General features: G+C 69.1%; 20 protein-coding genes and 1 pseudogene. 13 read left to right on the forward strand and 8 right to left on the reverse strand.

All coding sequences use genetic code 11. The features are described 5' to 3' along the window. Positions 1-814 precede the first annotated feature (814 nt). Positions 815-1,771 (reverse strand): PaaX family transcriptional regulator C-terminal domain-containing protein, encoded by a 957-nt coding sequence (locus tag AB0M87_RS30370; protein WP_365858781.1) that lies wholly within the window; start codon positions 1,769-1,771, stop codon positions 815-817. Positions 1,772-2,268: 497 nt separating this feature from the next. Between AB0M87_RS30370 and AB0M87_RS30375 the strand changes: the two genes are divergently transcribed. Together AB0M87_RS30375 and AB0M87_RS30380 are read left to right on the forward strand one after the other, a co-directional pair. Then, entirely contained in the window at positions 2,269-2,982 is a 714-nt protein-coding gene (locus AB0M87_RS30375; protein ID WP_365858651.1) for a hypothetical protein, read from the forward strand. A 125-nt stretch (positions 2,983-3,107) separates the two neighbouring features. Beyond that, a pseudogene (locus AB0M87_RS30380) lies at positions 3,108-3,353 on the forward strand (DNA polymerase III subunit beta); the annotation flags it as partial. A 49-nt stretch (positions 3,354-3,402) separates the two neighbouring features. Here the strand turns inward: AB0M87_RS30380 and AB0M87_RS30385 are convergent. From AB0M87_RS30385 to katG, 3 genes are all read right to left on the reverse strand, one after another. Beyond that, positions 3,403-4,656 carry a cytochrome P450 gene (locus AB0M87_RS30385; protein ID WP_365858654.1) on the reverse strand — a complete coding sequence of 418 codons (1,254 nt, stop codon included), beginning with the start codon at positions 4,654-4,656 and terminating at the stop codon, positions 3,403-3,405. Between the two features lie 439 nt (positions 4,657-5,095). Next, on the reverse strand, positions 5,096-5,680 hold the full coding sequence (locus AB0M87_RS30390) for a DUF998 domain-containing protein (protein WP_365858656.1): 585 nt from the start codon (positions 5,678-5,680) through the stop codon (positions 5,096-5,098). Between the two features lie 153 nt (positions 5,681-5,833). After that, positions 5,834-8,065: a catalase/peroxidase HPI gene (gene katG / locus AB0M87_RS30395; protein ID WP_365858658.1), complete on the reverse strand. Its 2,232-nt coding sequence runs from the start codon at positions 8,063-8,065 to the stop codon at positions 5,834-5,836. Here katG and AB0M87_RS30400 point away from each other — a divergent pair. Next, complete coding sequence (locus AB0M87_RS30400) at positions 8,064-8,186, forward strand: hypothetical protein (RefSeq protein WP_365858660.1); 123 nt, start codon at positions 8,064-8,066, stop codon at positions 8,184-8,186. The two genes, katG and AB0M87_RS30400, sit on opposite strands and share 2 nt — an antisense overlap. Before the next feature lie 174 nt (positions 8,187-8,360). After that, positions 8,361-8,771 carry a Fur family transcriptional regulator gene (locus AB0M87_RS30405; RefSeq protein WP_365858662.1) on the forward strand — a complete coding sequence of 137 codons (411 nt, stop codon included), beginning with the start codon at positions 8,361-8,363 and terminating at the stop codon, positions 8,769-8,771. A 112-nt stretch (positions 8,772-8,883) separates the two neighbouring features. Here AB0M87_RS30405 and AB0M87_RS30410 read toward each other — a convergent pair whose 3' ends face one another. Then, positions 8,884-13,062 (reverse strand): beta-galactosidase, encoded by a 4,179-nt coding sequence (locus AB0M87_RS30410; protein ID WP_365858664.1) that lies wholly within the window; start codon positions 13,060-13,062, stop codon positions 8,884-8,886. Positions 13,063-13,544: 482 nt separating this feature from the next. On the opposite strand from AB0M87_RS30410, the gene AB0M87_RS30415 reads away from it, so the two are divergent. Beyond that, positions 13,545-14,390, forward strand: a complete 846-nt coding sequence (locus AB0M87_RS30415; protein WP_365858666.1) for an MIP/aquaporin family protein — start codon at positions 13,545-13,547, stop codon at positions 14,388-14,390. 213 nt (positions 14,391-14,603) lie between these two features. After that, on the forward strand, positions 14,604-16,127 hold the full coding sequence (glpK, locus tag AB0M87_RS30420) for a glycerol kinase GlpK (protein WP_365858668.1): 1,524 nt from the start codon (positions 14,604-14,606) through the stop codon (positions 16,125-16,127). A gap of 2 nt (positions 16,128-16,129) precedes the next feature. On the opposite strand, the gene AB0M87_RS30425 is transcribed toward glpK, so the two are convergent. From AB0M87_RS30425 to AB0M87_RS30435, 3 genes are read right to left on the reverse strand one after another with little or no spacing between them, the layout of a single operon-like run. Continuing rightward, on the reverse strand, positions 16,130-16,657 hold the full coding sequence (locus AB0M87_RS30425; protein WP_365858670.1) for a DUF892 family protein: 528 nt from the start codon (positions 16,655-16,657) through the stop codon (positions 16,130-16,132). Next, positions 16,654-17,262 carry a hydrogenase maturation protease gene (locus AB0M87_RS30430; protein ID WP_365858672.1) on the reverse strand — a complete coding sequence of 203 codons (609 nt, stop codon included), beginning with the start codon at positions 17,260-17,262 and terminating at the stop codon, positions 16,654-16,656. Before AB0M87_RS30430 ends, AB0M87_RS30425 begins: the two co-directional genes overlap by 4 nt. Further along, positions 17,259-18,941, reverse strand: a complete 1,683-nt coding sequence (locus AB0M87_RS30435; RefSeq protein WP_365858674.1) for a hydrogenase maturation protein — start codon at positions 18,939-18,941, stop codon at positions 17,259-17,261. The genes AB0M87_RS30430 and AB0M87_RS30435 overlap by 4 nt, the downstream gene beginning before the upstream one ends. A gap of 287 nt (positions 18,942-19,228) precedes the next feature. On the opposite strand from AB0M87_RS30435, the gene hypA reads away from it, so the two are divergent. The 7 genes from hypA (at position 19,229) to AB0M87_RS30470 (ending at position 26,370) form a co-directional block, all read left to right on the forward strand. Continuing rightward, positions 19,229-19,585: a hydrogenase maturation nickel metallochaperone HypA gene (hypA, locus tag AB0M87_RS30440; protein ID WP_365858676.1), complete on the forward strand. Its 357-nt coding sequence runs from the start codon at positions 19,229-19,231 to the stop codon at positions 19,583-19,585. After that, positions 19,585-20,370 carry a hydrogenase nickel incorporation protein HypB gene (gene hypB / locus AB0M87_RS30445; RefSeq protein WP_365858783.1) on the forward strand — a complete coding sequence of 262 codons (786 nt, stop codon included), beginning with the start codon at positions 19,585-19,587 and terminating at the stop codon, positions 20,368-20,370. Before hypA ends, hypB begins: the two co-directional genes overlap by 1 nt. Positions 20,371-20,456: 86 nt before the next feature. Then, positions 20,457-22,841, forward strand: coding sequence for a carbamoyltransferase HypF (hypF, locus tag AB0M87_RS30450; RefSeq protein ID WP_365858785.1), 2,385 nt, complete (start codon positions 20,457-20,459; stop codon positions 22,839-22,841). Further along, on the forward strand, positions 22,804-23,133 hold the full coding sequence (locus AB0M87_RS30455; RefSeq protein ID WP_365858678.1) for a HypC/HybG/HupF family hydrogenase formation chaperone: 330 nt from the start codon (positions 22,804-22,806) through the stop codon (positions 23,131-23,133). Before hypF ends, AB0M87_RS30455 begins: the two co-directional genes overlap by 38 nt. Next, positions 23,134-24,267: a hydrogenase formation protein HypD gene (gene hypD, locus AB0M87_RS30460; RefSeq protein ID WP_365858680.1), complete on the forward strand. Its 1,134-nt coding sequence runs from the start codon at positions 23,134-23,136 to the stop codon at positions 24,265-24,267. It begins immediately after the preceding gene. Next, positions 24,260-25,321, forward strand: a complete 1,062-nt coding sequence (gene hypE, locus AB0M87_RS30465) for a hydrogenase expression/formation protein HypE (RefSeq protein ID WP_365858682.1) — start codon at positions 24,260-24,262, stop codon at positions 25,319-25,321. The genes hypD and hypE overlap by 8 nt, the downstream gene beginning before the upstream one ends. A 35-nt stretch (positions 25,322-25,356) precedes the next feature. After that, the gene (locus AB0M87_RS30470; protein ID WP_365858684.1) at positions 25,357-26,370 is read left to right on the forward strand and encodes a YihY/virulence factor BrkB family protein; all 1,014 of its coding nucleotides are present in this window, start codon (positions 25,357-25,359) and stop codon (positions 26,368-26,370) included. Positions 26,371-26,436: the final 66 nt, after the last annotated feature.

Consider the following 26,436-nt stretch of genomic DNA (forward strand, 5'->3'; position numbering starts at 1 on the left):
TCAGACGGCTCGACGGATTCGACCTCAGTCACGTTGTCACTGGTCATCGATGCATCTTCCATGATCGGGAGTTACACCGAACGTTTTACAGTCCCGCCGATCCCCGACAGCCAACGGCAGGGCGCTGGGTCCAGCAGCGATAGCGGTGCTGCCACGGGGCGCGGCCGCGACGTTCAGGCTGGGGTGAGGCCCTTCATGTGCGATGGTGCACGCGGACAGTCGGGGTGGTGCGCCGAGGTGCTGGGCGCCCAGATTCCCGAGCCGTGCCACGAAGGGCTCGACCGGTCCGCAGCGCGCCCGAATCGCGCGCCACACCCTGCGAGAAGCCCCCCGACGACTCAAGTGAACGATCACAATCGGCGTCAGGGAGCGGCCCGGGAATATCTCACACCGGAGTGAGGCGCATCACGCAGCTTCCTGACCGGACAGTGAACTGTCAACTGTTAGCGCCAAAAAAGCGCAATCCTCAGAAGTCCCCGGGAGGCGAACCGCGTACAGGCTCAGCGCCCTTCCCCCGGTGCACCGGCGATGACGCTCATCCGCTGACCGTCGGTCGGTTCGGTGACGGAAGCGAGAACAGCAGGCCGCCGATCCGGAGGCAGCGCCCCTGAGCGTCGCGGTCGGGCCGAACCTCAGGGGGCGCGGCGCCGTGGCTCTGAGAAGGCGCTCGGCGGTGCAAGGCGACCGCCGCGACGACCCGCATCCGTCGGTCCCGGCGACCAATATGACGCAGGCACAAACGGACTGTTCGGCGAGGCCGGTCTCGATCCGGTGGACGGCATCCCGGCATCTGGCGGTGGGCGCCGACCGATGGTCAGGTGTGACTCATCCCGGCACTCATGCTGGCAATCGTGTGGGCCCTTACGTCGGGATGCTGCCTGTCTGAGAAGTGGGCGACTACGGCGCGGACATGATCCTGGGCCGATTGGGCCAGCCCGTCGTACACCGCGACACATACCGCCCGCGCCCGCGCCCGCGGCCATCCTTGCGGCAGGAGCTCGAGGGGAAGTACGGGGTCCAGCGCTGGGAAATGACGGAAGGTGTTGATCACCTCGGTGCGCGCACGGACCGCTGCGGCTCCGGTGATGCTACCGGCGGTGATTGCGGGCAACAGGCTGCCATACCGCACTATGAAGGCCTCGTACTGTTCGGCGATGCCAGCGAGGTCCCACGCTTGGACGGGGTCACGGTTGACTTCCGACTCGAGTTGTACCTGTTGGGCACGGAACACGCTCATCGACCCCAACGCCAAGTCAGCCAGGCCACTCCGCACATCGGGCGCCAGGGGGCGCGGCGACGCCCAAACGGCGTCGTACAGCGGTGCGTATCCCCATGATCTCAACGCAGTTCGCAGGGCGCGCCGCCGTGTGCTTTCGTGTTCCGGAACCGAGAAGGCGATGAGAGTCCACCATCCGTCCCAGGAGTCGCTATTCGTGGTGAACGCGGCGATCGAGCCACCACCGTCCAACAAATAGCCAGCATGCCGCTGCGTCAGCCGGTACGAACTGTTCCGTCCCTGCCGACGACTCTCGAGCACACCCCGACGCGCCAACCTGCTGAGGGTCGTGCGGGCTGCGCCGCTGGTCATCCCGAACTCGCCGAGCAGGGCCACGACCGCCCCCGACGGCAACCATGCGCGATCGGGGAGCGTGTAGTCGGCGACCAATATCTCCGCCAGTCCCTGCTGCGGCTGACTGGCCCGGCGCATCAACCACGCCGACACGGCGTCGTCGCCTGACGAGGGTTCCTCGGGGTTGGACACGCTTGCCATGGTCTGCTCCGGCACGGTCGGGTGGGATCCCGACCCACCCTAACTGGCCACGCGGCACGGACCACGCCCCCGTATGCAGCGGCCACGACGGACTGAGGGGTGTGCTGTCTCCCCCGGGTCCTGTCCAGTCGGTCTTGTCGGATCAGCCCGGGGCGTCTGGTGCGGTGCGTCGCAAGGCGCCGACGTGTCCGCAGGGTTTACGCGTGCGGGCGAATGCGTTGCCCTGCTGCACCGAACGGGCAGACGGTCTCGGCATTGGCGCGGAGATGCGGCGTACGGCAAGCGATCGGGGGCTGCCGGCTCGCACGGAAAATTTCTCCGTAGCAGGTGTTGCGCTTCGATAATTCGACTGCCATCGTCGGGCCCATCACCCGACTACGAGCGCCCGGCCTACTTGTCATCGGCATCGAAGCGCTTCGACAGAGAGGCGGTCGGACGGTCCCGCCATGCCGGGATTCGCCCACCGCAGTAGTCACGGCAACGAAATGGAGCCCCCCATGCGCGCAACTCTCCGCAGAAAGCCTCGAGCGATCCTTCTCGGCCTCATCGCCTCCGCGACCGCAGCGATCGGGCTGACCGCGGCACCGGCGTACGCCGCGACTTGGGCGTCCAGCGCTCAGTACGGCACGTGGTCCAACGGCGGCTACACGCTCTACAACGACGTCTGGGGCGGCGGCGCCGGTCCGCAGACGATCTGGGCCAACTCGTACAGCAACTGGGGTGTGTGGGCGAACCACCCCAACACCGGCGGTATCAAGTCGTATCCCAATGCCACCCGTTACGTGGGCAAGAAGCTCAGCGCCCTGCGCTCGGTCAAGTCCAGTTTCAACGTCAGCGTGCCCTCCAGCGGCGCGTACGAGACCACGTATGACATCTGGGACACCAACCACGCCTACGAGATCATGCTCTGGATGAACAAGACCGGCGCTGTCGGCCCGCTCGGTACCTCCCAGGGCAACGTCTCGGTCGGCGGCAGCACATGGACGGTCTACAAGGGAAGCAACGGCAGCAACGCCGTCTTCTCCTTCGTCCGCACCTCCAACACCAACTCCTCGACCGTCGACGTTCTGGCCGTCATGAACTGGCTCAAGAACAGCAAGCACTGGCTCGGCGACGTCACCCTCGCCGAAGTCCAGTTCGGCTACGAGATCACATCCTCCTCCGGCGGGCTGAACTTCAACACGAACTCGTTCTCGGTCTCCTCCTCCTGAACAGAGGCCCGTCTGTCACCCGCGTGCCCGCACCGGGACCGGACGGCTCTCTCCGACACTTCGGAAAAGCCGTCCGGGGCCCGGGCCGGCACGACCCAACCCCCACGTCCTGCGACAACTGCATTCGGGTGACCCTGGAAACCGCAGGGCGTCAGGCGGACGGGCGGTGTCTCGCCTACGACTTCCCCGACTACCGCCGACTCGTCAATCTGCCATCCGGGCGCCGGACCCTGGTCGATGTACCGGCCTTCCGGCAGTCGCTGGAGACCGGCCCGGTCCGCGCCGGCGAGGTGCGCGAGCAGGATGGGCTGTCGTACGACCTCAGTGTGCTCAGGGTGGCCGACGACGGCACGGTCGCCCTGTGCGCAAACCGTTCTCGATGCTGATGCCGGTCCGCCTTGCCGACTGACCGCCATACGCTCAGCGCAGGTACACCGGGAGTGTTTCGATGCCGTACACGATCGACAGCTTGCGGAAGGCCAGATCCTGGGGAGGGGTCGCCAAGCGCATCTGAGGGAACCTGCGCAGCAGGGCCGGATAGGCCGCGCGGAGTTCCATACGCGCCAGTTCGGCGCCGATGCAGCGGTGAATTCCGTAACCGAAGGCGAGATGCCCCGTAGTGTCGCGGTGCGGGTCGAAGCGGCCGCCGGCCGCGCTGTACGACGGGTCGCGGTTCGCGCCGCTCAGGGAGCAGAGGACCATGTCACCACGGCGGACGACCTGCCCGGCCACCTCGATGTCCTGGCGGGCGAAACGGGGGAAGGCGATCTGCACCGCGGTGAGGTAACGCAGCGCCTCCTCGACGAACGGCGCAGTCATCGCGCTGTCGGTCCGTATTCGCTCGAAGAGGTCCTGGTCCCGCAGGAGTACGAGTGAGCCGAGGGCGAGTGTGCTCGCGGTCGTCTCGAACCCGCCGGTGAGCACGCCGTCGGCGAGGCCGGCGAGTTCCTCGTCGTCGACACTGTTGCCATGCTCGCGCACGATCATGCCGAGCAGACCGTCGCCCGGCTCCGCCCGCTGCTTCTTGACGACATCCCGGAAGTAGCCGAGCGACGCGGACATGGCCCCGAAGGGGGCGGTCGATCCGGCGGCGAGGTCGAAGCGGTCCATGGCCAGCCGCTGGAAGTCGTGACGGTCCTCGTAGGGCACGCCGAGCAGTTCACAGATCGTCAGGGACGGGACGGGCAACGCGAATTCCTGCACCAGGTCGACGGGGCCCGTCAGGACCTCCATCGCGTCCAGGCGCTCCTCCACGATGGCGTCGATTCTGGGAGTCAGTCGCCTCAGCCGGCGCATCGTGAACTCGGGGGTAAGGATCCGTCGCAGCCGGGTGTGTACCGGAGGATCACTGAACCCTAGCCCGCCGGGGGTCTGTTCCGCCGTCACTCCGGCGTTCGCAGCGAGATGGGCGAAGTCGGTACTGAAGGCGTCGGCCGCGCCCAGGACGGCTTTCGACTCCTCATAACCGGTGACTATCCAGGCGTCCATGCCGAACGGCAGCGAGACCTTGGACACCGGCGTCTTCGCCTGCACCTTGGCCAGCCTGTCCACCGGATCCGTGCCGTCTCGGCGCATCAGCATCAGCAGATCTGGTGGCAACAGCCTGATGGTGGAGGGCCCGAGCCCGCGCTGCTGGATCCTGGACAGATAGGCGCGCCCGATCCGGGCGGTCATACGAGAACGGAATGTCGTCCTCAACGTGCACTCCAAGGGCTGGGCAGAAAGCGGGGTATCGAACGTGGGCGGGTGCGAGAACGGCGGCTGCGAGTGGTGTTACGTCCCGAACAAGGGAGACAGCCGACGGTACACAGTGGCGTGGGCGCCCCCGTCCGCGGCCTCCACCAGCTCGTGGGCGGAGGGCCGCCCGGGAATCCCGGCGGGCCCGGCCGTTGTCAGCTCTTGACGTCGCTCCCGGCCTGCGGATGAATGGCGCTCCGGGACAGCGGTCACTTGGCGAGCCGGGGTACATATGGGTCGTATGAGTCGAAGGGCACTGATCGCGGGAGGAACCGTGGCCAAGGTGGTGGCTGACCACTACGGGAGCCGGGTGAGGCCACCGCGCTGATGCCGGCCCCAGCGGTGGCGCGGACCACAGCCTCATGGTGCCTTTGCGTCAGTCCGTGTGACGCTGACAGGAGATGACGACCAAGAAGGGCCACAGCGCCTGGACGAAAGTCAGCGCACGCTCGGCAACGCCGGGCGCCCTGCCGGTCTGCAGTTCCAGGACGAACCACATCGCGCTCGCGCACATCAGCGCGCTCGCCGTGAGCGACACGCCGAACCGCAACCCCCACGGCACTGCTCGCCCCCTGCGGTCGGCAGCCAGCAGGGGCCACAGCGCCAACAGTACGAAGCCGACGCCGGCCACGGCCCCGTGTTTCAGCGCCCCGCCGCTACTCGGCGCAGGCACCAGCGTCAGCGCCAGTGCAGCCAGTCCGCCACCGGCCAGGGCCGCACGCCCGGCGAATGCCGCCGCCCGCAGCCCGTGTGCCGTGGCCACGTAGCAGGTCCCCAGCCCGATCAGTATCGCCGTCATCAGCCAATAGCTGCTGGCTCCGTAGGATGCCAGCACGCTGATGGTCTGCTTCTCGGGGTCGTACTTCGGACCTTGCCGCAGTTGCGCAATCGTCCAGGCACCGACCAGCAGCACAGGGGCGCACCCGGAAGAGAGCAAGGTCCACCGGGGGGCAATTCGCATCACACCACCATAGACCGGACGCAACCGTCACTCTCGGGTCCAGGCGGCGAGGCCCGTCCGGCACGGACACACGTCCAGGCCGGCCCGCGCGGGCCGGCCTGGACGCTGTGACCAGGATGCCGTGATCAGGAGGTCGTGATCAGGAGGTCGTGATCAGGCGACCTCGAACCGGTCGAGGTTCATCACCTTGTCCCACGCCGCGACGAAGTCCTTCACGAACTTCTCCTTCGCGTCGTCGCTCGCGTAGACCTCGGCCAGCGCCCGCAGCTCGGAGTTCGAGCCGAAGACGAGGTCGGCGCGGGTACCGGTCCACTTGACCTCGCCGGTGGCCGCGTCGCGGCCCTCGAACGTGGTGCTGTCCTCGGACGCCGGCTTCCACGTCGTGGCCATGTCGAGCAGGTTGACGAAGAAGTCGTTCGTCAGGGATCCGGGGGTCTCGGTGAGGACGCCCAGCGACGACTGCCCGTGGTTCGCGCCGAGGACGCGGAGACCGCCGAGGAGCACGGTCATCTCCGGCGCGCTCAGCGTGAGGAGGTTGGCCCGGTCGATCAGCAGGTACTCGGCAGGCAGCCGGCTGCCCTTGCCCAGGTAGTTGCGGAACCCGTCGGAGGCCGGCTCCATCTCGGCGAACGACTCGACGTCGGTCTGCTCCTGCGAGGCGTCCGTGCGGCCCGGGGTGAAGGGCACCTGCACCGCGAGACCGGCATCCTTGGCCGCCTGCTCGACCGCCGCGCAGCCGGCCAGCACGATCAGGTCGGCGAGCGAGATCTGCTTGCCGCCGGTCTGCTCGGCGTTGAACGACTTCTGCACGCCCTCGAGGGCGGTCAGCACGGTCGTCAGCACCTCGGGGTCATTGACCTTCCAGTCGCGCTGCGGCTCGAGGCGGACCCGGGCACCGTTGGCACCGCCGCGCTTGTCGCTACCGCGGAAGGACGCGGCCGAAGCCCACGCGGTGGACACCAGCTGGGCCACGGACAGCCCCGAGTCGAGGATCCGGGCCTTGAGCGACGCGATGTCCTGGGCGTCGACGAGCTCGTGCGTCACCGCCGGGACCGGGTCCTGCCACACCAGCGTCTCGGACGGGACCTCCGGGCCGAGGTAGCGGGAGATGGGGCCCATGTCACGGTGGGTCAGCTTGAACCAGGCGCGGGCGAAGGCGTCGGCGAACTGGTCGGGGTTCTCGAAGAAGCGCCGCGAGATCGGCTCGTAGACCGGGTCCATGCGCAGCGCGAGGTCGGTCGTCAGCATGGTCGGGGCCTGGCTCTTCGACGGGTCGTGGGCGTCGGGGATGGTGCCCGCGCCGGCGCCGTCCTTGGCCGTCCACTGCTTGGCTCCGGCGGGGCTCTCGGTCAGCTCCCACTCGTAGCCGAAGAGGGTCTCCCAGAAGGTGTTGTCCCACTTCGTCGGGGTGGGCGTCCAGGTGACCTCGACGCCGCTGGTGATCGCGTCGCCGCCCTTGCCCGAGTTGAAGGTGCTGCGCCAGCCGAGGCCCATCTCCTCCATGCCGGCCGCCTCGGGGTCGGCGCCCACGTGGTCCGCGGGGCCCGCGCCGTGGGTCTTGCCGAAGGTGTGGCCGCCGGCGATCAGGGCGACGGTCTCCTCGTCGTTCATCGCCATCCGGCGGAACGTCTCACGGATGTCGCGGGCCGAGGCGATCGGGTCCGGGTTGCCGTTCGGGCCCTCCGGGTTGACGTAGATGAGACCCATCTGGACCGCGCCGAGCGGGTTTTCCAGCTCGCGGTCACCGGTGTAGCGGTCATCGCCGAGCCAGGTGGACTCCGGGCCCCAGTAGACGTCCTCCTCGGGCTCCCAGACGTCCGCACGGCCACCGGCGAAGCCGAAGGTGGTGAAGCCCATCTCCTCCAGGGCGACGTTGCCGGCGAGGATCAGCAGGTCGGCCCACGAGATGTTCTGGCCGTACTTCTTCTTGACCGGCCACAGCAGGCGCCGTGCCTTGTCGAGGTTGCCATTGTCGGGCCAGCTGTTGAGCGGCGCGAACCGCTGCTGGCCGGCGCCGGCTCCGCCGCGGCCGTCGCTGACGCGGTAGGTGCCCGCGCTGTGCCAGGCCATCCGGACGATGAGCGGCCCGTAGTTGCCGAAGTCGGCGGGCCACCAGTCCTGCGAGGTGGTGAGCACCTCGGCGATGTCCCGCTTGACCGCGGGCAGGTCGAGGGACTTGAACGCCTCGGCGTAGTCGAAGTCCTCGCCGAGGGGGTTCGCCACGGCGGGGTTCTTGGCCAGGACCTTCAGGTTGAGCCGGTCCGGCCACCACTGGCGGTTACCGCCGCCCTGAGTCGGGTGCTGGGCGCGCACGTGCGCAACCGGGCAGCCGCTTGTGCCCTCCGTCTTCGCGTCTGTGACGATTGCGTCGTGGTTCTCGGACATGGGAATCCTTCCGGACTGGGCGAATCACGGTGCTGTGGAACTGCGGGCGGTGGAACTGCGGGGGCACGTCCGGGACGGCGTGCCCGACCGCGCCCTGCTCAAGGGCGGCCGTCACCTGTAGGCCGACACCGCGCAGCTCGGCGGTGGTCCCGTCACGTCTGTGTCTCCTGCCGTACTGGAATCTTCCCGTCCCTTGGCTATTGCCGTAACCGATCCTACGATGGACACAGTCCAAGTCAAGAAGTAGGCCAATCCCCTGTGCGATCCCCCACCGAACCTGAACGGGTGAACCGATGTGAGTGACCTGCTGGAGCGACTGCGAGGACGTGGCTGGCGGATGACCTCACAGCGGCGGGTCGTTGCGGAGGTCTTCGACGGCGATCACGTGCACCTCACCGCCGACGAGGTGCTCGCCCGCGCGGCAGAGCGGCTGCCGGAGATCTCGCGGGCGACCGTCTACAACGCCCTGGGCGAGCTGGTCAGCCTCGGGGAGATCACGGAAGTCTCCACCGACGGCCGTGCCAAGCGCTACGACCCCAACGCCCACCACCCGCACCAGCACCTGGTGTGCTCCGGCTGCGGCACCATCCGAGATGTCCACCCGGCGGGTAATCCGCTGGCCGACCTGCCGACGGAGGAACGCTTCGGCTTCGCCGTGTCCGGGGTCGAGGTCACCTACCGCGGACTGTGCCCGTCCTGCGCCTGACGCCGCACTACGAAGCTGTCGGCGCCCGGCCACCCCAGGCAACGGCGAAGCCTCCGCCCCTTCCGGGACGGAGGCTTCGCCGGGTCGGTCCCGGAACGGCTCCGGACAGGACCTAGCCGCAGGTCAGCGTCGGTGCCGCCCAGTCGCCGTGGTCGCTGCCGTTGCCGTCACCGGCGTCGCCCACCTTGAGGTCGACCACCTGCACCCCGGTAAGATCGACATCGATCGGCACCGCGGACTGCTTGCCCCGGACCGGGTCGGTGGTGACCAGGGTTTTGCCGTCGGCGATCACCGAGAACGTGACCGTCCCCGCACCACGGGTCTCGTCGTCGACTCCGACGTCCGCAGTGAGCCGCGAGCACTTCCCTGCCAGGTAGAGCTCGACGTCGCTGACCGCGTTGGTGCCGAGACCCTTCGGGTAGCCGACGCCGGCGATGGTGAGGGGACGGCCGTCCCCGGCCGCCTGCTCGCCGACGCTGCTGTCGCGCTCCACCGGGCCCCATCCGTTGGTGGAGGACAGGAACGGCAGATCGCTCACGGCGTCCTTCCCGGCCGGCGGGGCCGGCGGGATCCCGGCCACGATGCGCTCGTCACCGGCGGCGGCCGGCCGGCCTCGCTGCACGTAGTGCACCGTGGCGGTGAGGGCCGAGGCGGAGGGCAGCGTGCCGGCCGGCGGCTGTACCTTCCAGCTGAAGGTGGCCGAGCCGCCGGGCGGCAGCAGTTTCACCGACGCGGGGCTCGGCTCGCTCGCGCTCCAGCCGTCGGGCAGCGCGAGCGACCCGGTCAGCCGGGCGGCCGCCGGGCTTCCCGCCGGGACGCGCACCGTTGCCTCGGCCGTGAAGGACTGTCCCGATTCAGCGGCGTTCGGCACGTCCAGAGCCACATCCACCCCTGGCCGCTTCGGCATCGCATAGGTCGCCCTCCGGTAGCCGGGGCTGTCGTTCTGCGCGACCCGAAGGGAGGACGAGTAGCTGCCGTAGTTGGTGAGCGACACCTTTCCGAGCCCGCCGGTGCTGCCGTCCAGGTTCCACACGGCGATGGCGATGGTGTTGTGGCCGTCCGGATTCAGGATCCCGTTCGGTACCGGGAAGGTGTGCTGCGGCCCGAGGTAGTTGACGTAGTTGCCGACCTGCCAGCCGTTCACGAAGATCGTGGCACGGTATTTGCGCGCCGGGTCGTCCGTGAACGTCAACCCGAGCGAGGTGTCCTGGCCCTGCGGCAGTTTCAGCCTCACGTCGGTGCGATACCAGGAGACCCCGGGGCGGGTGTCGCTCGTGGGCAGGGACGTGGTGCTCCACTTGGCGTCCGGGTAGCCCGGCAGGGACCAGCCGGCCCGCTCGCCGTACAGCCCGCCCGTCGACAGCGCGCCGCGCGCCGTGTCCAGCAGATCCTCGCCACCACGCACGCCCTGCAGCCGCCAGGTGACGGGGGTCAGCGGCGCCCCGACCAGGGAAGCGCTGGTCAGGCCGCGCGCGGTCTTGTTGCCGTTGGTCGAGTTGTAGTCCTCTTCATGCCCCATGTTCACGGTCAGTACGGAGATGACGTTGTCACCGTCCGATTTGACCGCATCGGCCGGGAAGGTGAAGTCGGCACTGCCGGTGGTGGAGCTGCCGAGGAAGGTGCCGTTGAGCCAGGCGGAGAACGCCTGCGCCTTGCCGCCGGAGTCCGACACCAGGTGGATGCCCTTCTCCTTGCCGGTGGCGCGGAAGCGGCCGCGGTACCAGGTGTTGCCGGTGTGGAATCCGTAGTCGTCGGCGTAGAGCACCGGCAGCGAGTTGATGCCGGACACGCTGTTGGTCGTGGTCTTGTCGGCCACCTGCCAGGCGGAGTCGTCGAAACCGGAGGCCGCTTCGGGTGATTCCTCGGCACGCTTCCAGTTCGTCAGCGCCGGCAGGTGGATCGGGGCCGCGACCGGGATGGTCCCGGTGAGGCCGCTGGTCTCGACGGCCCGGGAACCCAGCGCGTCGCCGTTCCAGGTGACGTGCTCGGCGGAGGTGAACACCTCGAAGTTCTTGTCATCGGCGTTGTCGCCGGTGAGCGCCACGGTGTGGCCGTCGTCCAGGCTGGTCGCCGTCCGCAGCAGGTGGCTGCCGCGTACGAGAACCGGGCCGGTCGCCGTGTCCTGGCGCCAGAAGGTCTCCGCCGTCGCCTTGTCGCCGACGAGCAGCATCAGCGGGCGCGATCCGCCGCCGTTGATGCTGACGCGGATCAGGCCCTTGTGCGTGTAGTTCAGCCGCAGGTCACCACTGTCCTCGTCCCAGGTGGTCGTGACCGGGCCGCCGCTGCTGGTCACGGTGGGCTTGGAGGAGTAGTGCAGGACGGTCTCGCCGTCGCTGCCGGGATCGCCGTAGAGGACCGCGACGTCCCGGTTGCCGATGGTCGCGTCGGTCATGATCTCCGACGTCGAGTACTGCAACTGCGAGTCCCCGACCCGGTAGTTCGCCACGATCACGTGCGAGTCGCGGCCATCGAGCGTGATCGCGGTGCCCGGCTGTTGCGGCACGACCGGGTAGGTCGGCTTAGAGGCCGCGTCCGTGGGCACGTCGATCGCGTCGATGGACACGAAGTTGTCCGACGACGCCGAGCTGTGGGTGCCACCGACGACGATCTTCAACGTGTGCGCTCCGGGTGACAGACCTGTCTTCTGGAAGATCACCGCCTGGTCTTCGCTGCCGGAGTCATCGACCGTCGCCGCCTTGGTGCCGTCGAGATAGACATCGGCGTACCCGTGGTTGTTGGTCTTGGGCCCGATCCAGCGAACGGCGGTGCCGTCGAACGGGACGGTGACCGAGTCACCGGCCTTGTTGGAGAACGACTCGGTCTTCTTGTAGTCGCCGCCGGTGTAGCTCTCGTTCGCCACATGCGACCACGACCCGGTGTACTGCAGCGCGGAGTCGGTGTCGTCCCAGGTGTAGCTGGTGTCCGCGGACGGCTGAGCGTTGAAGTCCAGCGAGATGTGGGTCTTGTCGACCGCCGTGGAGGTGGAGTCGCCGTGCCGCAGGACATGGAACTGGGTCTTGGTGTCCGGGTTCATCCGGGCCGTGTCGACGACCGCCGCGTCATCCGGCCGCGCCGCCTTGATCGCGTCCGTCTTGGTCAACGGCGTGACCGCCTGTGTGAAGTACCCGATCAGCTTGTCCTCGTAGTACTTCGGGTCCAGCTGGCGGTTCTCGCGAATCGCCGCGCCGTAGTCGTAGGACGTGTAGTTCTCCGGCATGCCCAGCCAGCCCCAGTTGGTGCCGCCGTAGGTCATGTAGAAGCTCTGCGCGGTCGCCCCGACGGCTATGTTCTGCTTGTAGAACACGTTTGCGAACTGATCGTTGATCAACTGGGCGCACTTGTCATAGCCGGGGCCGCCCCAGGGGTCGAAGGCGCCGCCTTGGAACTCCGGAGAGTACAGCGGCTTCCCGGCCGGGTGGTCGTAGCCGATGTTCGGGACGCCGTTCCACTTGGCGGGGTTCGAGCAGTTGAATCCCTGGGGGTAGGAGTCCGGGCCGTCCACGTCGAGGGCGCCGTCGCCGGAGTTGAAGGTGCCGTTGTTGTTACCGGTCAGCGGGACCGTGATGCCGTCCGCACGGGCCTTGTCCTCCAGATGCCGCATATAGGCGCGGGCCGCCGTCGAGCCGTCGTAGTACTCGTTCTCCACCTGATAGGCGATCACCGACCCGGTGCCGTCGGTCAGCTGATGCCGGGCGATGATCCGGTCGATCTGCGTCAGCCACTCGTCGGCGTACTTCAGGAACTTCGGGTCGTTGCTGCGGTTCTTCCCGGCCTTGGTGGTCATCCATCCGGGCAGGCCACCGCCGTCGACCTCCGCGTTGATGTAGGGCGCCGGGCGCGCGATCACGTAGAGACCGGCTTCCTCGGCCATGTCGAGCAGCTTGTCGACGTCGCGCACTCCGCTGAAGTCGTACACGCCAGGTTTCGGCGAGTGGTATCCCCAGTCGAAATACAGGGAGGTGGCATTGAAACCGGCTGCCTTCATCTTCTGGAAGATGTCGCGCCACAGGTCGGGACTGGGAAGCCGGAAATAGTGGAACTCCCCGGACCAGAGGTAGGTGCGCTTGCCGTCGACGAGGAACGAGTAGCCGTCGAAACTCACCTTGTGCGCCTGAGAGCTGACGGCCGGTGCGGTAGCGGGCGTCTGCCTCCCGGTGCTCTCTGCCACGGCGGGCGCGGTCAGGCCCGCGAAGAGGGCGAGGGTCAGGGCTGTCGCGAGGATCGCCCACCACCGTCGACGGCGGGCGGGTCTCGCGCCCCCCGAACTGTCCCGATTCCGACTACCTTGCACTGCGGCCTCCACACTGCCTGAGGAATCAACACCCAACAGATTCGAGCGAAGTCGAACACTAAGGGCGCCCGAGAGGCAGCACAAGGGGTGGGACGGAGGTAGTCGCGATACGCCGCCGCAGCGGGCGGTGGAGCGACAGAAGTGGCTGACTCCCCCTCATGCGATGGGCAGGGCACGGCACCGACGCCGGCGAGCCGCCATGTGACCAACTGTTGAGTTTCGTCGCATTGTGTGCCATCGCCTTCGCCGACCTCGTCTTCGGGCCGGCCGATGGGCGTCGGTGTGGCCGGGTGACCTTGTCCGTCGGTACTCCATCGGAGGGCAAAGTCGGGGACTCGCCGTCAGCAGCGCCCGCACCGCCTGCTCCCTGCCTAGGTTTCGGATAAGGGGCGGGGCCTGTTTCAACCGGACCAAAGGAGACGATGACCGTGGCAGACCGTGCGACACGTCGACGAGGTTATCGGGAGGGTATCGGCGGCGAAATGATCGCCGAATTCCTGGGAACCTTCGTTCTTATTCTGTTGGGCGTCGGTTCGGTGGCCGTCGCTGTTGCCGGGCTCCCCGGATCGGGCCGCCAAGCAGCCCCCTTCGGGGCCGCCGACTGGCTCATCATCGCCTGGGGCTGGGGCTTCGGTGTCACCTTCGGTGTGTACGTGGCCGGAGGTGTGACCGGCGCGCACCTCAACCCGGCGGTGACGCTCGCTTTCGCGGTCCGACGCACCCTGGCCTGGCGGAAGGTCATCCCCTACTGGTTCGCCCAGCTCGTGGGTGCCTTCGTGGCTGCCGCGCTGGTGTACGCGTCGTACCGGTGGGCGATCGACTTCTTCGATCACAAGGCGGGTCTGTCCCGGGACAAGTCGCTTTCCACCTATTCCATTTTCGCCACCTTCCCCGCCGAATACTTCGGGAATTCGTGGTGGGGCCCGCTGCTCGACCAGATCGTCGGCACCGGCGTTCTGCTGCTGCTGATCTGCGCGGTCACCGACACCCGGAACACAGCAGTGCTGTCGAATCTCGCCCCCTTCATCATCGGCCTCGTCGTCGTGGTGATCGGGCTGGCCTTCGGCACGAACGCGGGGTACGCGATCAACCCCGCCCGCGACTTCGGGCCGCGACTGTTCACGTTCTTCGAGGGCTGGGGGAAGATCGCACTGCCCGGGACATATCAGTGGTTCAGCGGCTACTGGTGGATCCCCATCGTCGGCCCGCTCATCGGCGGAGTGATCGGCATGGCGGTCTACGACCTGCTGATCTCCCCCTTGGTCAAGGCCCGGTTCGGCCCGGAGCAGGAGGGCCACGTCTCGGAGGAACAGACGACCCAGCGCTGACGATTACCGGGCCCGTCGGCGTGCGCCGACGGGCCCGGGGCCGCCCCGAATGGCCGCCCTCCGCAGGCGATCCGTCCGCCCCGCACAGATGGTGGTGAGGGCGGCATCAGCATCGCCCGAACCGGAACGTGCCGTGGCGGCCGTCAAGCCGCCACCATCCCGGTGAGCCGGTCCGTTCGCGGACGTGTAGAACCAGGAGAAGGGGCGGCAGCGATGCCCGAATTCGTCGGTGCTGTGGACCAAGGGACCACCAGCACGCGCTTCATGATCTTCGACCACGCCGGCAACGAAGTGGCCCGGCACCAGCTCGAACACAACCAGATCCTCCCCCGTTCGGGGTGGGTCGAACACGACCCCGTGGAGATCTGGGAGCGCACCAGCACGGTGATCCAGAACGCCGTCCGGGCCGGTGGCCTCAGCGCCTCGGACCTGAAGGCCATCGGCATCACCAACCAGCGGGAGACCACGGTCGTCTGGGACCCGCGCACCGGACACCCGTACTACAACGCCATCGTCTGGCAGGACACCCGCACGGACAGCATCGCCGCCGCACTGGAACGCGATGGCCACGGAGACGTCATCCGGCGCAAGGCGGGTCTGCCTCCGGCCACCTACTTCTCCGGCGGCAAGATCAAGTGGCTGCTGGAGAACGTGGACGGGCTGCGGGCGGCGGCCGAAGCGGGCCACGCCCTGTTCGGCAACACGGACGCGTGGGTGCTGTGGAACCTCACCGGCGGACCGAACGGCGGGGTGCACGCCACCGACGTCACCAACGCCAGCCGCACCATGCTGATGAACCTGGAGACGCTGGACTGGGACGACGAGTTGCTGGGCATCTTCGACATCCCGCGGGCGATGCTGCCCAGCATTCACCCCTCCTCCCACGCGGAGGCGTACGGGTCCACCCGCACCTCCCGGCCGCTGAACGCGGCCATCCCGATCGCCGGTGTCCTCGGTGACCAGCAGGCGGCCACGGTCGGCCAGGTCTGTTTCGCACCCGGTGAAGCCAAGAACACCTATGGCACCGGCAATTTCCTCGTCCTCAACACCGGTACCGAGCTGGTGCGTTCGCAGCACGGGCTGCTGACCACGGTGGCGTACCAGTTCGGCGACAGCCCGGCGATCTACGCGCTGGAGGGCTCCATCGCCGTCACCGGTGCCGCCGTGCAGTGGCTGCGCGACCAGCTGAAGATCATCGGCAGCGCCCCGGATAGCGAGCCACTGGCCCGGTCGGTGGCGGACAACGGCGGGATGTACTTCGTACCCGCCTTCTCCGGGCTGTTCGCCCCGTACTGGCGCTCGGACGCCCGCGGCGCGATGGTCGGGCTGGCCCGCTACAACACCAACGCGCACATCGCGCGCGCCACCCTTGAGGCCATCTGCTATCAGAGCCGCGACGTGGTCGACGCGATGGAGCAGGACTCGGGTGTGCACCTCGACGTGCTCAAGGTGGACGGCGGTGTGACCGCCAACGACCTGTGCATGCAGATCCAGGCGGATGTGCTCGGCGTGCCGGTCAGCCGTCCGGTGGTCGCCGAGACCACGGCGCTCGGCGCCGCCTACGCGGCCGGCCTCGCCACCGGCTTCTGGCGGGACACCGACGAACTGCGCTCCCACTGGCAGGAGTCGAAACGGTGGGAGCCGCAGTGGAGCGAGGACCAGCGCCAGGAGGGCTACCAAGGCTGGCAGCGGGCGGTGGAGCGCACTCTGGACTGGGTGCAGGTGGATGCCGGCTGACCTCAGCGAACGCCGTCACCGGCCATGGCGGGCGCGGTGGGTACGCCGGCATGGCGCAGGGACAGGTCGAGCAGGACGTCCCACTGGGCGTCGATCGTCGCTGCGGTGGCTCGTTCCTCGTCCAGGTGATGCCTGATGAGCCGGGCCGTGGTGTCGTCGTGCATGCGGTCGGCCAGGTGGCCCAGCATCTCGTAACCGGCGATGGCCAGGTGGATGAGCACGTAGGCATCGCGGGCGTTCTTGCCCGCGTGGTCCCTCCTGGCCTTCGCGAGCAGCCCCTCGCCGAACGCCGCCAGTGCGAGACCGGTGTCCTTGACGGCCGACGGCCGCGCCTCGTGCGCGTGCAGCCGGTCGGTCAGGGCGTTCAGATGTTCTCGTGTCATCGAACGGTGGTGTTCGAGCGGGATGCGCAGCTCGGGTGCGTCGGTCGTACGGATGAGGGCGCCCAGCGCCGTGTCGATGAGACGCTCCAGTGCGTGGGCGTCCCGGAGATAGGTGACGAAGACGTCTTGCAGCGTTCGCTCACTCATGAGACAGCGGCGTCCTTCGAGTCGGTCCTGCGGGTGCGGAGGGCGGTCGGTGTCATTTCGGCGGCCTTCGGATCGCGCAGCAGGTCGGCGGTCAAGGAGTCCAGGAGACGCACGGCTTCACCGACCGCGGTGCGTACCGGGGCGCTGAGGCCCGCTGCGACCTCGGGTTCGTCGCCTCGCATGCGGACCAGCGGCTCACAGCCGAGGACCAGCACACGGGGAAGCCGCGCCTGGTCCGCGTCGCTCAGAGTGCGGGCGAGCGCGAGCACCTTGACCGGGTCCATTCCGTGCGCTTCGGGGACCTGCCGGGGGTCACCGTCCTCGAGGTCGGGTTCGATGACGTACAAGGTGCCCGGCTCCTCGCCGCGCGGTGCCGCGTCGACCAGTACCGCCACGTCGTAGCCGTCCAGCAGCCGGTAGGCCAGGTCCATGCCGCGGATGCCGAAATCCGCCACATGCACCCCGTCCGGCACCGGGCGGCCGCTCATGGCGGTGATGACCTCGGGGCCGAAGGCGTCGTCGGCCAGGAAGATGTTGCCGATGCCGGCGATCAGGATGCGCGGGCCCGGCCGCTCGGCGTCCGTGACGGGTCGGGCCGCTGTCATGCGTCACCCGGCTCGGCGGACCGCATGGGCGCCGGCTGCTTGTGTACGAACGCGGCACGGAGCGCGTGATACGGCTCATCGGGCGAGAAGAACGTCCGGCGCATCCTGGCCAGTTCCTCGTCCCGGTACACCGAGAGCGGCCGGACGGCCTCGTCTCGCTCCCGGGCCGCCTTCTTGTCCGTGATCCGCCGGTCGGTGGCTGATGTGCCGGCGAGGCCGGTGGCCAGCCGGGCCACCTCATCGGTGAACTCCCGCGGTGAGCCGGCCATCACCCGGTCGGCCAGGCCGAGGTCCTGTGCTGCGGAGGCGCTCATCGGAGCGGCATCGCGCTGCAGCGCAGCGGCCACCTCCGCGCCCACCCGCCGGGGCAGGGTGTACGTCCAGAACTCCGAGCCGAACAGGCCCATGAGGCGGTAGTGCGGGTTCAGTACGGTGCCCGCCCTGCACCACACCTCGTCGGCGGCGAGCGCCAGCATCGCCCCGCCGGCCGCGGCATTCCCGGCCAGGGCCGCGACGACCAGCCGGTCGGTCGTGGTCAGGACCGCCTCGACGAGGTCGTCCATGGCCTGGATATTGGCCCATGACTCGGCGGCGGGGTCGGCCGCGGCCTCGATGACGTTCAGGTGGATCCCGTTGGAGAAGAAGTCGCGTTCGCCGCCCAGGACCACCACGCGGGTCGGCCTGGTGCAGGCGAACCGGAAGGCGGCGAGGAGGCGGCGGCACTGCGAGGTGCTCATCGCGCCGCCGGGGAAGGAGAAGCGCAGGAACCCCACGTCGGACCGCTCGTGGTAGCGGATGTCGCGCCAGGTGCGACGGCTCTTCGGCAGTTCCAGCGGCGCGGGCATCTCCGGTACTCCGGTCAGCCGGTCGCCGAGCGCCGACCCGGCCGGCAGTTTGATGGTGGGCGGCCCGCCGGGCGTACGGCGCAGTCGCGCCTGCGGAATCCAGACGGCGCCGTCGACAGTGGCCCGGCAGATCGCCTCGTCCCGCGTCGCCAGGATGCTCCCCGGCTCGCCGCGCAGCCGGTCCTCGGGATGACCGCCGTGCAGGAAGCATTCGACACCCAGCAGTTCGTCGAGGACCCCGGGCTGCGAGTCGGCCGCACGCAGCGAGCGCAGGACCGACTCGGTCGGCCAGGACGTCCAGTCGATGCGGCGCTCGGGCTGTCGCAGGAACGGCCGGGACCGTGCCGTCATGCCGCGCTGCGACATCGGCAGGTAGGTGCCGGAGGCGTACCGCTCGACCGCGACCCGTACCGCCGTGAGTGCCGCGTCCGCGACCTCCCCGCGGTACAGGTCGCTCTTGGCGACCGGCGGCAGCGCGCACGGCTCCCAGGCCCAGATGTCGCCCGCGTCCATCTCGGCGTCCGCCTGCAGCACCGTCACACCCCACCGGCTCTCGCCGTCCTGCACCGCGCGGTCCAGCGAGGAGGGGCCCCGGTCACCGGGCGGGCCCGGATGCACGATCAGGCACACGTGCTGGGACCAGATGTCCTCGGGGAGCGCCGTCCGGAGCATCGGCGCGATGATCAACTGTGGTGCGTGGCGTTGAACGGCGGTCCGCACCGAGGCGTCGTCGGCGGCGAGGACGACGGCCATGCTGTGGCCGTCGTCGCCGAGTTCTGCGCGAACCCGCTGCGTCAGACTGTTGAACGCGCTCGCGATGAGCAGGATGCGCACCACAACCTCCAGGCGATCGGACTGCGGCGGACGGTCGGCCGCACGGCGCCGGATCCGTCCCACGTCGCACGCGATCCCACCGGCGCTCCCAGCACGCCGATCGTCACCCGGCGCGAGCGGATCCGACCGCGGCCCGCCCGTGAACCGCCGCCGGTTTGCGCCGAACGGAGGAACACCGGCGCGCACGGAGACCGGCTGCCGGAGTCGGGGCGGCGACCTTCCTACAGTGACGGCCGGCAGGACAACGCCGTGGCGTCGCCCGGCCTCACACCGTGGACGGGAGCGGCATGCACGAACTGTCGATCGCCACCGCGATCGTCGAACGGGCCGAAGAGGTGGCCCGTCAACACGGCGTTCCGGCCGTTTCCGCGGTGCGGGTACGGGTCGGCGAAATGGCGGGTGTCGTAGCGGACGCTCTGCTGTTCTCCTTCGAGGTCGCCCGGGAGGGAACGGTGGCCGGCACGGCACGGCTGCTCGTCGAGGACGTGGCCGCCCTCGCCCGGTGCGAGCCGTGCGGCGCCGACTTCGCGGTCGGCACTCCCCCGTTCCTCTGGTGCCCGGCGTGCGACCGGCCCGCATCCGGTCTGCTGAGCGGCCGGGAGCTGGAAATCACCGCTATCGAGTTCGAGGAGACAGCCGGATGATGTGCCGAGTGGTGGACGTACGGCAGGCGGTGCTGGCCAAGAACGACACCCTGGCGGCGACGCTGCGCGCCGAATTGACGGCCCGCGGGACCATCCTGGTCAACCTGTTGTCGAGTCCCGGCAGCGGCAAGACCGCCTTGTTGGAACGGGTACTGGCACGGGCTGCCGAGCGCGGGATCGGCGTCGCGGCGCTGACGGCCGACCTGGCCACCGAGAACGACGCCCGGCGCCTCGCCCGGTCCGGCGCGCCCGTCAAGCAGATCCTCACCGGCGGACTGTGCCACCTGGAGTGCGACCAGCTCCGGGCGCAGATCGACGGATGGCTGCCTGACGGTACCGAGGTGCTCTTCGTGGAGAACGTCGGGAACCTCGTCTGCCCGGCCTCCTACGATCTCGGCGAAAGCCTGCGAGTGGCGATGATGTCGGTGACCGAGGGCGAGGACAAGCCGCTCAAATACCCGACGGCGTTCGGCCTGGCGAACCTGGTCGTCCTCACCAAGACGGACATGGCGGGCGCGGCAGCCTTCGCTGACGACGAGTTCCGCGCCCATGTGGCGGCCGTGAACCCCGGTGTCGAGGTCCTGCCGACCTCGGCCCGTACCGGTGACGGTGTCGACGCGCTGGTGGACCGGGTCATGGCGGTGCGTCGCGGGGCGGCGGCGCACCAGCCGTTGCTCGCCGACCGGCACATGAGCGAACACGGTCACGACCACGGTGACGACGGCGGGCACGGCCATGGCCAGGAGGGCGGTCACCGTCACACGACTCTGAGCGTCGGGCCGTGACGGTGCGTCCGCAGGTCACGGAGCAGCCGCAGCAGAGCACCGTCGTTGCACCCGGCGTACCTGACACCGTCCGGGCCCGGCTCACGGTGAGCGGCATCGTCCAAGGCGTCGGTTTCCGCCCTTTTGTTCACGGACTGGCCGGTGAGCTGCGCCTCGCCGGATACGTCACCAACACGCCCGCCGGCGTGGTCGCGGAGATCGAGGGCCCGGTCGGCCCGGTGGGTGCCTTCTGCGAGCGGCTGCGCAGCGAGGCCCCGCCACTGGCTACGGTCTCCTCGGTGTCCCGGCTGGACCTGACGCCCCTCGGAGTCACCGGCTTCGCCATTCGGCCGTCCGAACAGGGACCGGGGCACACCCTGCTGCCACCGGACACCGCGCAGTGCGCCGCATGTCTCGACGAACTCGGCGACCCCGGGGACCACCGGTACCGCCATCCGTTCATCACCTGCACGCACTGCGGCCCCCGCTTCACGATCGTCACCGGCCTGCCCTACGACCGGGCGACCACCACGCTGGCGGACTTCCCCCTGTGCGAGCGGTGCGCCGGTGAGTACACCGATCCGAACGACCGCCGCTTCCATGCCCAGCCGGTGTCCTGCCGCCGGTGCGGCCCGCGCCTCCGACTCACGTCCGACCGGCCGACCCCACCCGACGGCGATGACGCCGCTCTGGCGGAGGCCCGTCGGCTCCTCACCGCCGGCGCGGTGGTCGCCGTCAAGGGCGTCGGCGGCTACCACCTGGCCTGCGACGCGGAGAACGGCGAAGCGGTCAGGAGACTGCGGGAACGCAAGGAGCGCGGCAGCAAGCCGTTCGCCGTGATGGCACCCGACGTATCCACCGCCGTCGCCATCGCCCCGGCCGGCGCGGCCGAACGCCGACTGCTCGAAAGCGGCCGTCGCCCGATCGTGCTGCTGCGGCGCGCCGCGCACTCCCTGCGTGATGCGCCGTCCGGTGGGCCGGTCCTGGCCGCAGGCGTGTGTCCCGGCAGCCCGGACATCGGGGTCATGCTGCCGTCCACACCGTTGCACCGGCTGCTGTTGGGGCTGCCCGGTGATCCGCCCGGCCCCCGGGTGCTGGTGATGACCAGCGGCAACCGCTCCGGCGAACCCATCGCCATCGACGACGCCGACGCCCGTACCCGGCTGGACGGCATCGCCGACGCCTGGTTGTGGCACGACCGGGAGATCCGGGTGCCCTGCGACGACTCGGTGATCCGGGTGCGGCCGGGCGGCGACAGCCTGCCGCTGCGCCGCTCCCGCGGTTACGTTCCGGAAGCGGTCACCCTGCCGTTCGACGTTCCGGACACCCTCGCCGTCGGGGGTGACCTGAAGAACACGTTCTGCCTGGCCCGGGGACGGTCGGCGTGGCTGTCGCAGCACATCGGTGACCTGGACCACCTCGCCACCGGACAAGCCTTCGACCACGCCCTCGCCCATCTCACCAGCCTCACCGGGGTGCGCCCCGGCCTGCTGGCCGCCGACCGGCATCCCGCCTACCGTTCCACCCGATGGGCCGAACGGCAGGCCGGTGGCCGGCCGTTGCGACTGGTCCAGCACCACCACGCGCACATCGCCTCCGCCATGGGGGAAGCCGGTCTGGACGGGAGCACGCCCGTCATCGGGGTCGCCTTCGACGGCACCGGCTACGGGGACGACTCCGCCGTGTGGGGCGGCGAGGTGATGCTCGCCGATTACGACGGATACCAGCGCCTGGCCCACCTGGCCTACGTACCGCTGCCCGGAGGCGACGCCGCCGTACGAAACCCCTGCCGGATGGCGCTGTCGCACCTGCGCTCCGCCGGCATCGAGTGGGACCCGGACCTGCCGTGTGTGGCCAGTTGCCCACCTGCTGAGCTACGGGTACTGGACCAGCAGTTGAGCCGGAACGTGGCCTGTGTGCCGACGTCCAGCATGGGCCGGTTGTTCGACGCCGTCTCGTCACTGCTCGGCATCTGTCATCGGGTCGGTTACGAGGCGCAGGCGGCTGTCGAACTCGAGGCGTGCGCGGCGCCCGCGATGGCCGGCTGCGGCAGCGGTTACACCTTCGGGGACCCTGACGGCCTGCTGGATCCCGCGCCGGTGCTGCGTGCCGTGGTCGCCGATCTGCGCGCCGGGACCGAACCGGCAGTGATCGCCGCCCGGTTCCACCACGCCGTGGCCGGCGCCGTGACAGCGGCCTGCCGGGCCGCCCGGCACCGGACAGGGGTGAGCACGGTGGCCCTGACGGGCGGGGTGTTCACCAACGCCCTGCTCGACGAGGCGTGCACGCGGCAGCTGGGCGCCGAAGGGTTCACCGTGCTGCGTCACCGGATCGTGCCGTGCGGGGACGGAGGCCTGGCCCTCGGTCAGCTCCTGGTCGCCGCCCGGCTGCAGAACCAGGTCGGCCCGCTCCGGACCGGCCCGGTGGAATCCACCCAGGGAAGAGGAGGTGCCCATGTGCCTGGCAGTGCCCGGCAAAGTGGTCGCCGTTGAGGAACGCGACGGTACCCGTATGGCTCAGGTCGACTTCGGCGGCGCCGTCAAGGAGGTGTGCCTGGCCTACCTCCCGGACATCGAGGTGGGTGATTACGCGATTGTCCACGTCGGTTTCGCGCTGCAGCGACTCGACGAGAAGTCGGCGCTCGCCACCCTCGAACTCTTCGCGCAGATCGGCGCACTCGACGAGGAGTTCGGTGACCCCTGGCAACGCGCCGCGGCGGAGGCCGGTACCGCGGTGCCCGCCTCGGTCTCATCACAGCCGCACGTCGTCTCCGAGGAGGCCTAGGTGAAGTACATCGAGGAGTTCAACGACCCGGCGCTCGCCCAGCGGTTGCTGGACGACATCCACGCCACGGTGACGCGGCCGTGGGCCATGATGGAGGTCTGCGGCGGGCAGACCCACTCGATCATCCGCCACGGCATCGATCAGTTGCTGCCCGAGGGGGTGGAACTGATTCACGGCCCCGGCTGCCCGGTCTGTGTCACCCCGCTGGAGATGATCGACAAGGCACTGGCCATCGCATCGCTGCCGGACGTCATCTTCTGCTCGTTCGGCGACATGCTGCGGGTGCCCGGTACCGACCGCGACCTGTTCCGGGTCAAGAGCGCGGGCGGCGACGTGCGCGTGGTGTACTCGCCGCTGGACGCGGTGGAGATCGCCCGACAGAACCCGGAGCGTCAGGTCGTCTTCTTCGGCATCGGTTTCGAGACCACCGCTCCGGCCAACGTGATGGCCGTCCACCAGGCACGGCAGCGAGGTCTGCGCAACTTCAGCCTGCTCGTCTCCCATGTGCGCGTACCACCCGCGATCGAGGCGATCATGACCTCCCCCGACTGCCGGGTGCAGGCCTTTCTGGCCGCGGGACACGTCTGCAGCGTGATGGGCCTGGCCGAGTACCCGGAACTGGCCGAACGGCACAAGGTGCCCATCGTGGTCACCGGCTTCGAACCGCTCGACATCCTGGAAGGCATCCGTCGTACGGTCCATCAACTGGAACGCGGCGAGCACCGGGTCGACAACGCCTACCCCCGCGCGGTCCGCGACGAGGGCAACCCCGCAGCACTGCGCATGCTCGCCGAGGTGTTCGAGACCACCGACCGGGCGTGGCGCGGGATCGGCATCATCCCGGACAGTGGCTGGCGGCTGTCGGAGGCGTACCGGGAGTTCGACGCCGAGTACCGCTTCCAGGTCATGGACATCAGCACCGAGGAGTCCCCGCTCTGCCGCAGCGGTGATGTCCTGCAGGGGCTGATCAAGCCGCGCGAGTGCGCCGCGTTCGGCACCACGTGCACCCCCCGCACCCCGCTCGGCGCCACCATGGTCTCCAGCGAGGGCGCCTGCGCCGCGTACTACCTCTACCGCCGTCTGGAGCCGGCGGCAGCCGCCCGTACCCCTGAGGAGGCGACCCCGGTTGTCTGACACGACCCTCGACCTGTCCGGCTGGACCTGTCCCGCGCCGCTCCGCGACCAGCCGGTCGTCGTCATGGGGCACGGGGGTGGTGGCGCGCTCTCCGCGGAGCTCGTCGACCATCTGTTCGCCCCCGCTTACGGCAACGAGATCATGGGCGGTCTCGCCGACTCGGCTGCACTGAACCTGGGAGGCGCCCGGCTCGCCTTCTCCACCGACTCCTACGTGGTGCGGCCGCTGTTCTTCCCGGGCGGCAGTATCGGTGATCTGGCCGTCAACGGCACGGTCAACGACCTGGCCATGAGCGGCGCCCGGGCGGCCTACCTGTCGTGCGCCTTCATCCTGGAGGAGGGCACCGACCTGTCGACCGTGGGACGGGTCGCGCAGGCGGTCGGCGCGGCCGCCGAAATGGCCGGCGTCACGGTGGCCACCGGCGACACCAAGGTCGTCGACGCCGGACACGGTGACGGGGTGTACATCAACACCTCGGGTATCGGCCTGATCCCCGACGGTGTGGACATCCGCCCGCAGCGGGCTACTCCCGGCGACGTCGTCATCGTGAGCGGTCCGATCGGTATGCACGGCGTCGCCATCATGAGCGTGCGCGAGGGCATCGAGTTCGGCGTCGACATCTCGAGTGACACGGCCCCCCTCGGCGGGCTGGTGGAGACCATGCTCGGCGTCACCGCTGATCTGCATGTGCTCCGGGATCCCACCCGCGGGGGTGTGGCGACCACGCTCAACGAGATCGCATCGGCTTCCGGCACCGGAGTGGTCATCACCGAACACGCCCTGCCGGTGCCCGAACCGGTGGCCAACGCCTGTGGGTTCCTCGGGCTCGACCCCTTGTACGTGGCCAACGAGGGCCGGCTGGTCGCCTTCGTACCCCGTCAGCATGCGGAGGCCGTGCTGGCCGCGATGCGCGCGCACCCGCTGGGCGCCGGAGCGGTGGCCATCGGTGAGTGTGTGACGGAGCACCCGGGCATGGTGGTGTCCCGCACGAGGTTCGGAGGGACCCGGGTGGTCGATCTGCCGATCGGGGAGCAGTTGCCGCGGATCTGCTGAGCTCGCCGTACCGGGGCGGTGGAAGGGGAGGCGCAGTGGGCGCGGTACAGCGGATCGACGCCTTCCAGCAGCGGCACACCTGGGTCGGGCAGCCGCTGGCGGTGGCGTACAAGTTCTTCGACGACGAAGGGGTCTACCTGGCAGCGCTGCTCACCTACTACGGCTTCCTCTCGCTCTTCCCGCTCCTGCTGCTGCTCATCACGGCGCTCAGTGCGCTGCTGGAGAACGATCCCGGCCTGCAGCAGCAGGTGCTGCATTCGGCTCTGCGGCAGTTTCCGGTGATCGGGGATCAGCTCCAGAACAACATTCATTCCTTCCGCGTCAACGGTCTCGCCCTTGCCGCGGGCGTGGTCGGCAGCCTGTACGGCAGTCTGGGTGTGGCCCAGGCCGCGCAGCACGCGCTGAACGCGATCTGGGCCGTACCGCGGCACCTTCGGCCGAATCCGATCCGCTCGCGTATGAAGGGCCTGGTGTTCCTGGCGATGGTGGCCGTCGGACTCGGCGCTGCCACCGGGCTGTCGATCATGGCATCGGCGACCAGCGCCTTCGGGTTCAACCTCGGAGACGAGTTCCGATTTCTGGCGACCGTGCTGGCGATTCTGCTCAACGCGTCGTTGCTGCTGATGACTTATCGGATACTGACCCACCGCGAGGTCGCGTTCAGGAAGTTGTGGGCCGTGGCGCTGGGTGGCGCGTGTGTCTGGCAGGTGCTGCAGTGGGCCGGGGCCTACTACGTCAGGCACGCTCTGCGGGGGGCCAGTGCCACGTACGGGATGTTCGCGATCGTGCTCGGCCTGATCGCCTGGCTCTATCTGGGCGCCCTCATCTTCGTCACGGCCGCCGAGGTGAGCGCGGTGCGGGCGCACCGGCTGTGGCCCCGCAGCCTGCTGACGCCCTTCACCGACGACGTCCAGCTCACTCCGGCCGACCGGCGCGCGTACACCTCGTATGCCACCACCGCGGCGTTCAAGGGATTCGAGGAGGTCCGCGCCGTGTTCCACCAGGAGACCGGGGAAACCGGCGAGCCGGACACGTCCGAGGACGATTGACGGACCCACGGGTAGGGCGACCCGACACGGGGGCGGTCCTTCGATGTCGAGCAGATCGCCAAGGAA

This window comes from Streptomyces sp. NPDC051320 (assembly GCF_040682175.1).
GTDB lineage: Bacteria > Actinomycetota > Actinomycetes > Streptomycetales > Streptomycetaceae > Streptomyces.

What these genes read in the sequence shown, in the direction of transcription:
- hypA (WP_365858676.1), top strand. Translation starts at nt 19,229, where the DNA reads ATGCACGAACTGTCGATCGCCACCGCGATCGTCGAACGGGCCGAAGAG.
- AB0M87_RS30385 (WP_365858654.1), bottom strand. Translation starts at nt 4,656, where the DNA reads ATGACCGCCCGGATCGGGCGCGCCTATCTGTCCAGGATCCAGCAGCGC.
- glpK (WP_365858668.1), top strand. Translation starts at nt 14,604, where the DNA reads ATGCCCGAATTCGTCGGTGCTGTGGACCAAGGGACCACCAGCACGCGC.
- AB0M87_RS30370 (WP_365858781.1), bottom strand. Translation starts at nt 1,771, where the DNA reads ATGGCAAGCGTGTCCAACCCCGAGGAACCCTCGTCAGGCGACGACGCC.
- AB0M87_RS30415 (WP_365858666.1), top strand. Translation starts at nt 13,545, where the DNA reads ATGATCGCCGAATTCCTGGGAACCTTCGTTCTTATTCTGTTGGGCGTC.
- AB0M87_RS30425 (WP_365858670.1), bottom strand. Translation starts at nt 16,657, where the DNA reads ATGAGTGAGCGAACGCTGCAAGACGTCTTCGTCACCTATCTCCGGGAC.
- AB0M87_RS30375 (WP_365858651.1), top strand. Translation starts at nt 2,269, where the DNA reads ATGCGCGCAACTCTCCGCAGAAAGCCTCGAGCGATCCTTCTCGGCCTC.
- hypB (WP_365858783.1), top strand. Translation starts at nt 19,585, where the DNA reads ATGTGCCGAGTGGTGGACGTACGGCAGGCGGTGCTGGCCAAGAACGAC.
- AB0M87_RS30430 (WP_365858672.1), bottom strand. Translation starts at nt 17,262, where the DNA reads ATGACAGCGGCCCGACCCGTCACGGACGCCGAGCGGCCGGGCCCGCGC.
- katG (WP_365858658.1), bottom strand. Translation starts at nt 8,065, where the DNA reads ATGTCCGAGAACCACGACGCAATCGTCACAGACGCGAAGACGGAGGGC.
- AB0M87_RS30390 (WP_365858656.1), bottom strand. Translation starts at nt 5,680, where the DNA reads ATGCGAATTGCCCCCCGGTGGACCTTGCTCTCTTCCGGGTGCGCCCCT.
- AB0M87_RS30400 (WP_365858660.1), top strand. Translation starts at nt 8,064, where the DNA reads ATGGGAATCCTTCCGGACTGGGCGAATCACGGTGCTGTGGAACTGCGG.
- AB0M87_RS30455 (WP_365858678.1), top strand. Translation starts at nt 22,804, where the DNA reads ATGTGCCTGGCAGTGCCCGGCAAAGTGGTCGCCGTTGAGGAACGCGAC.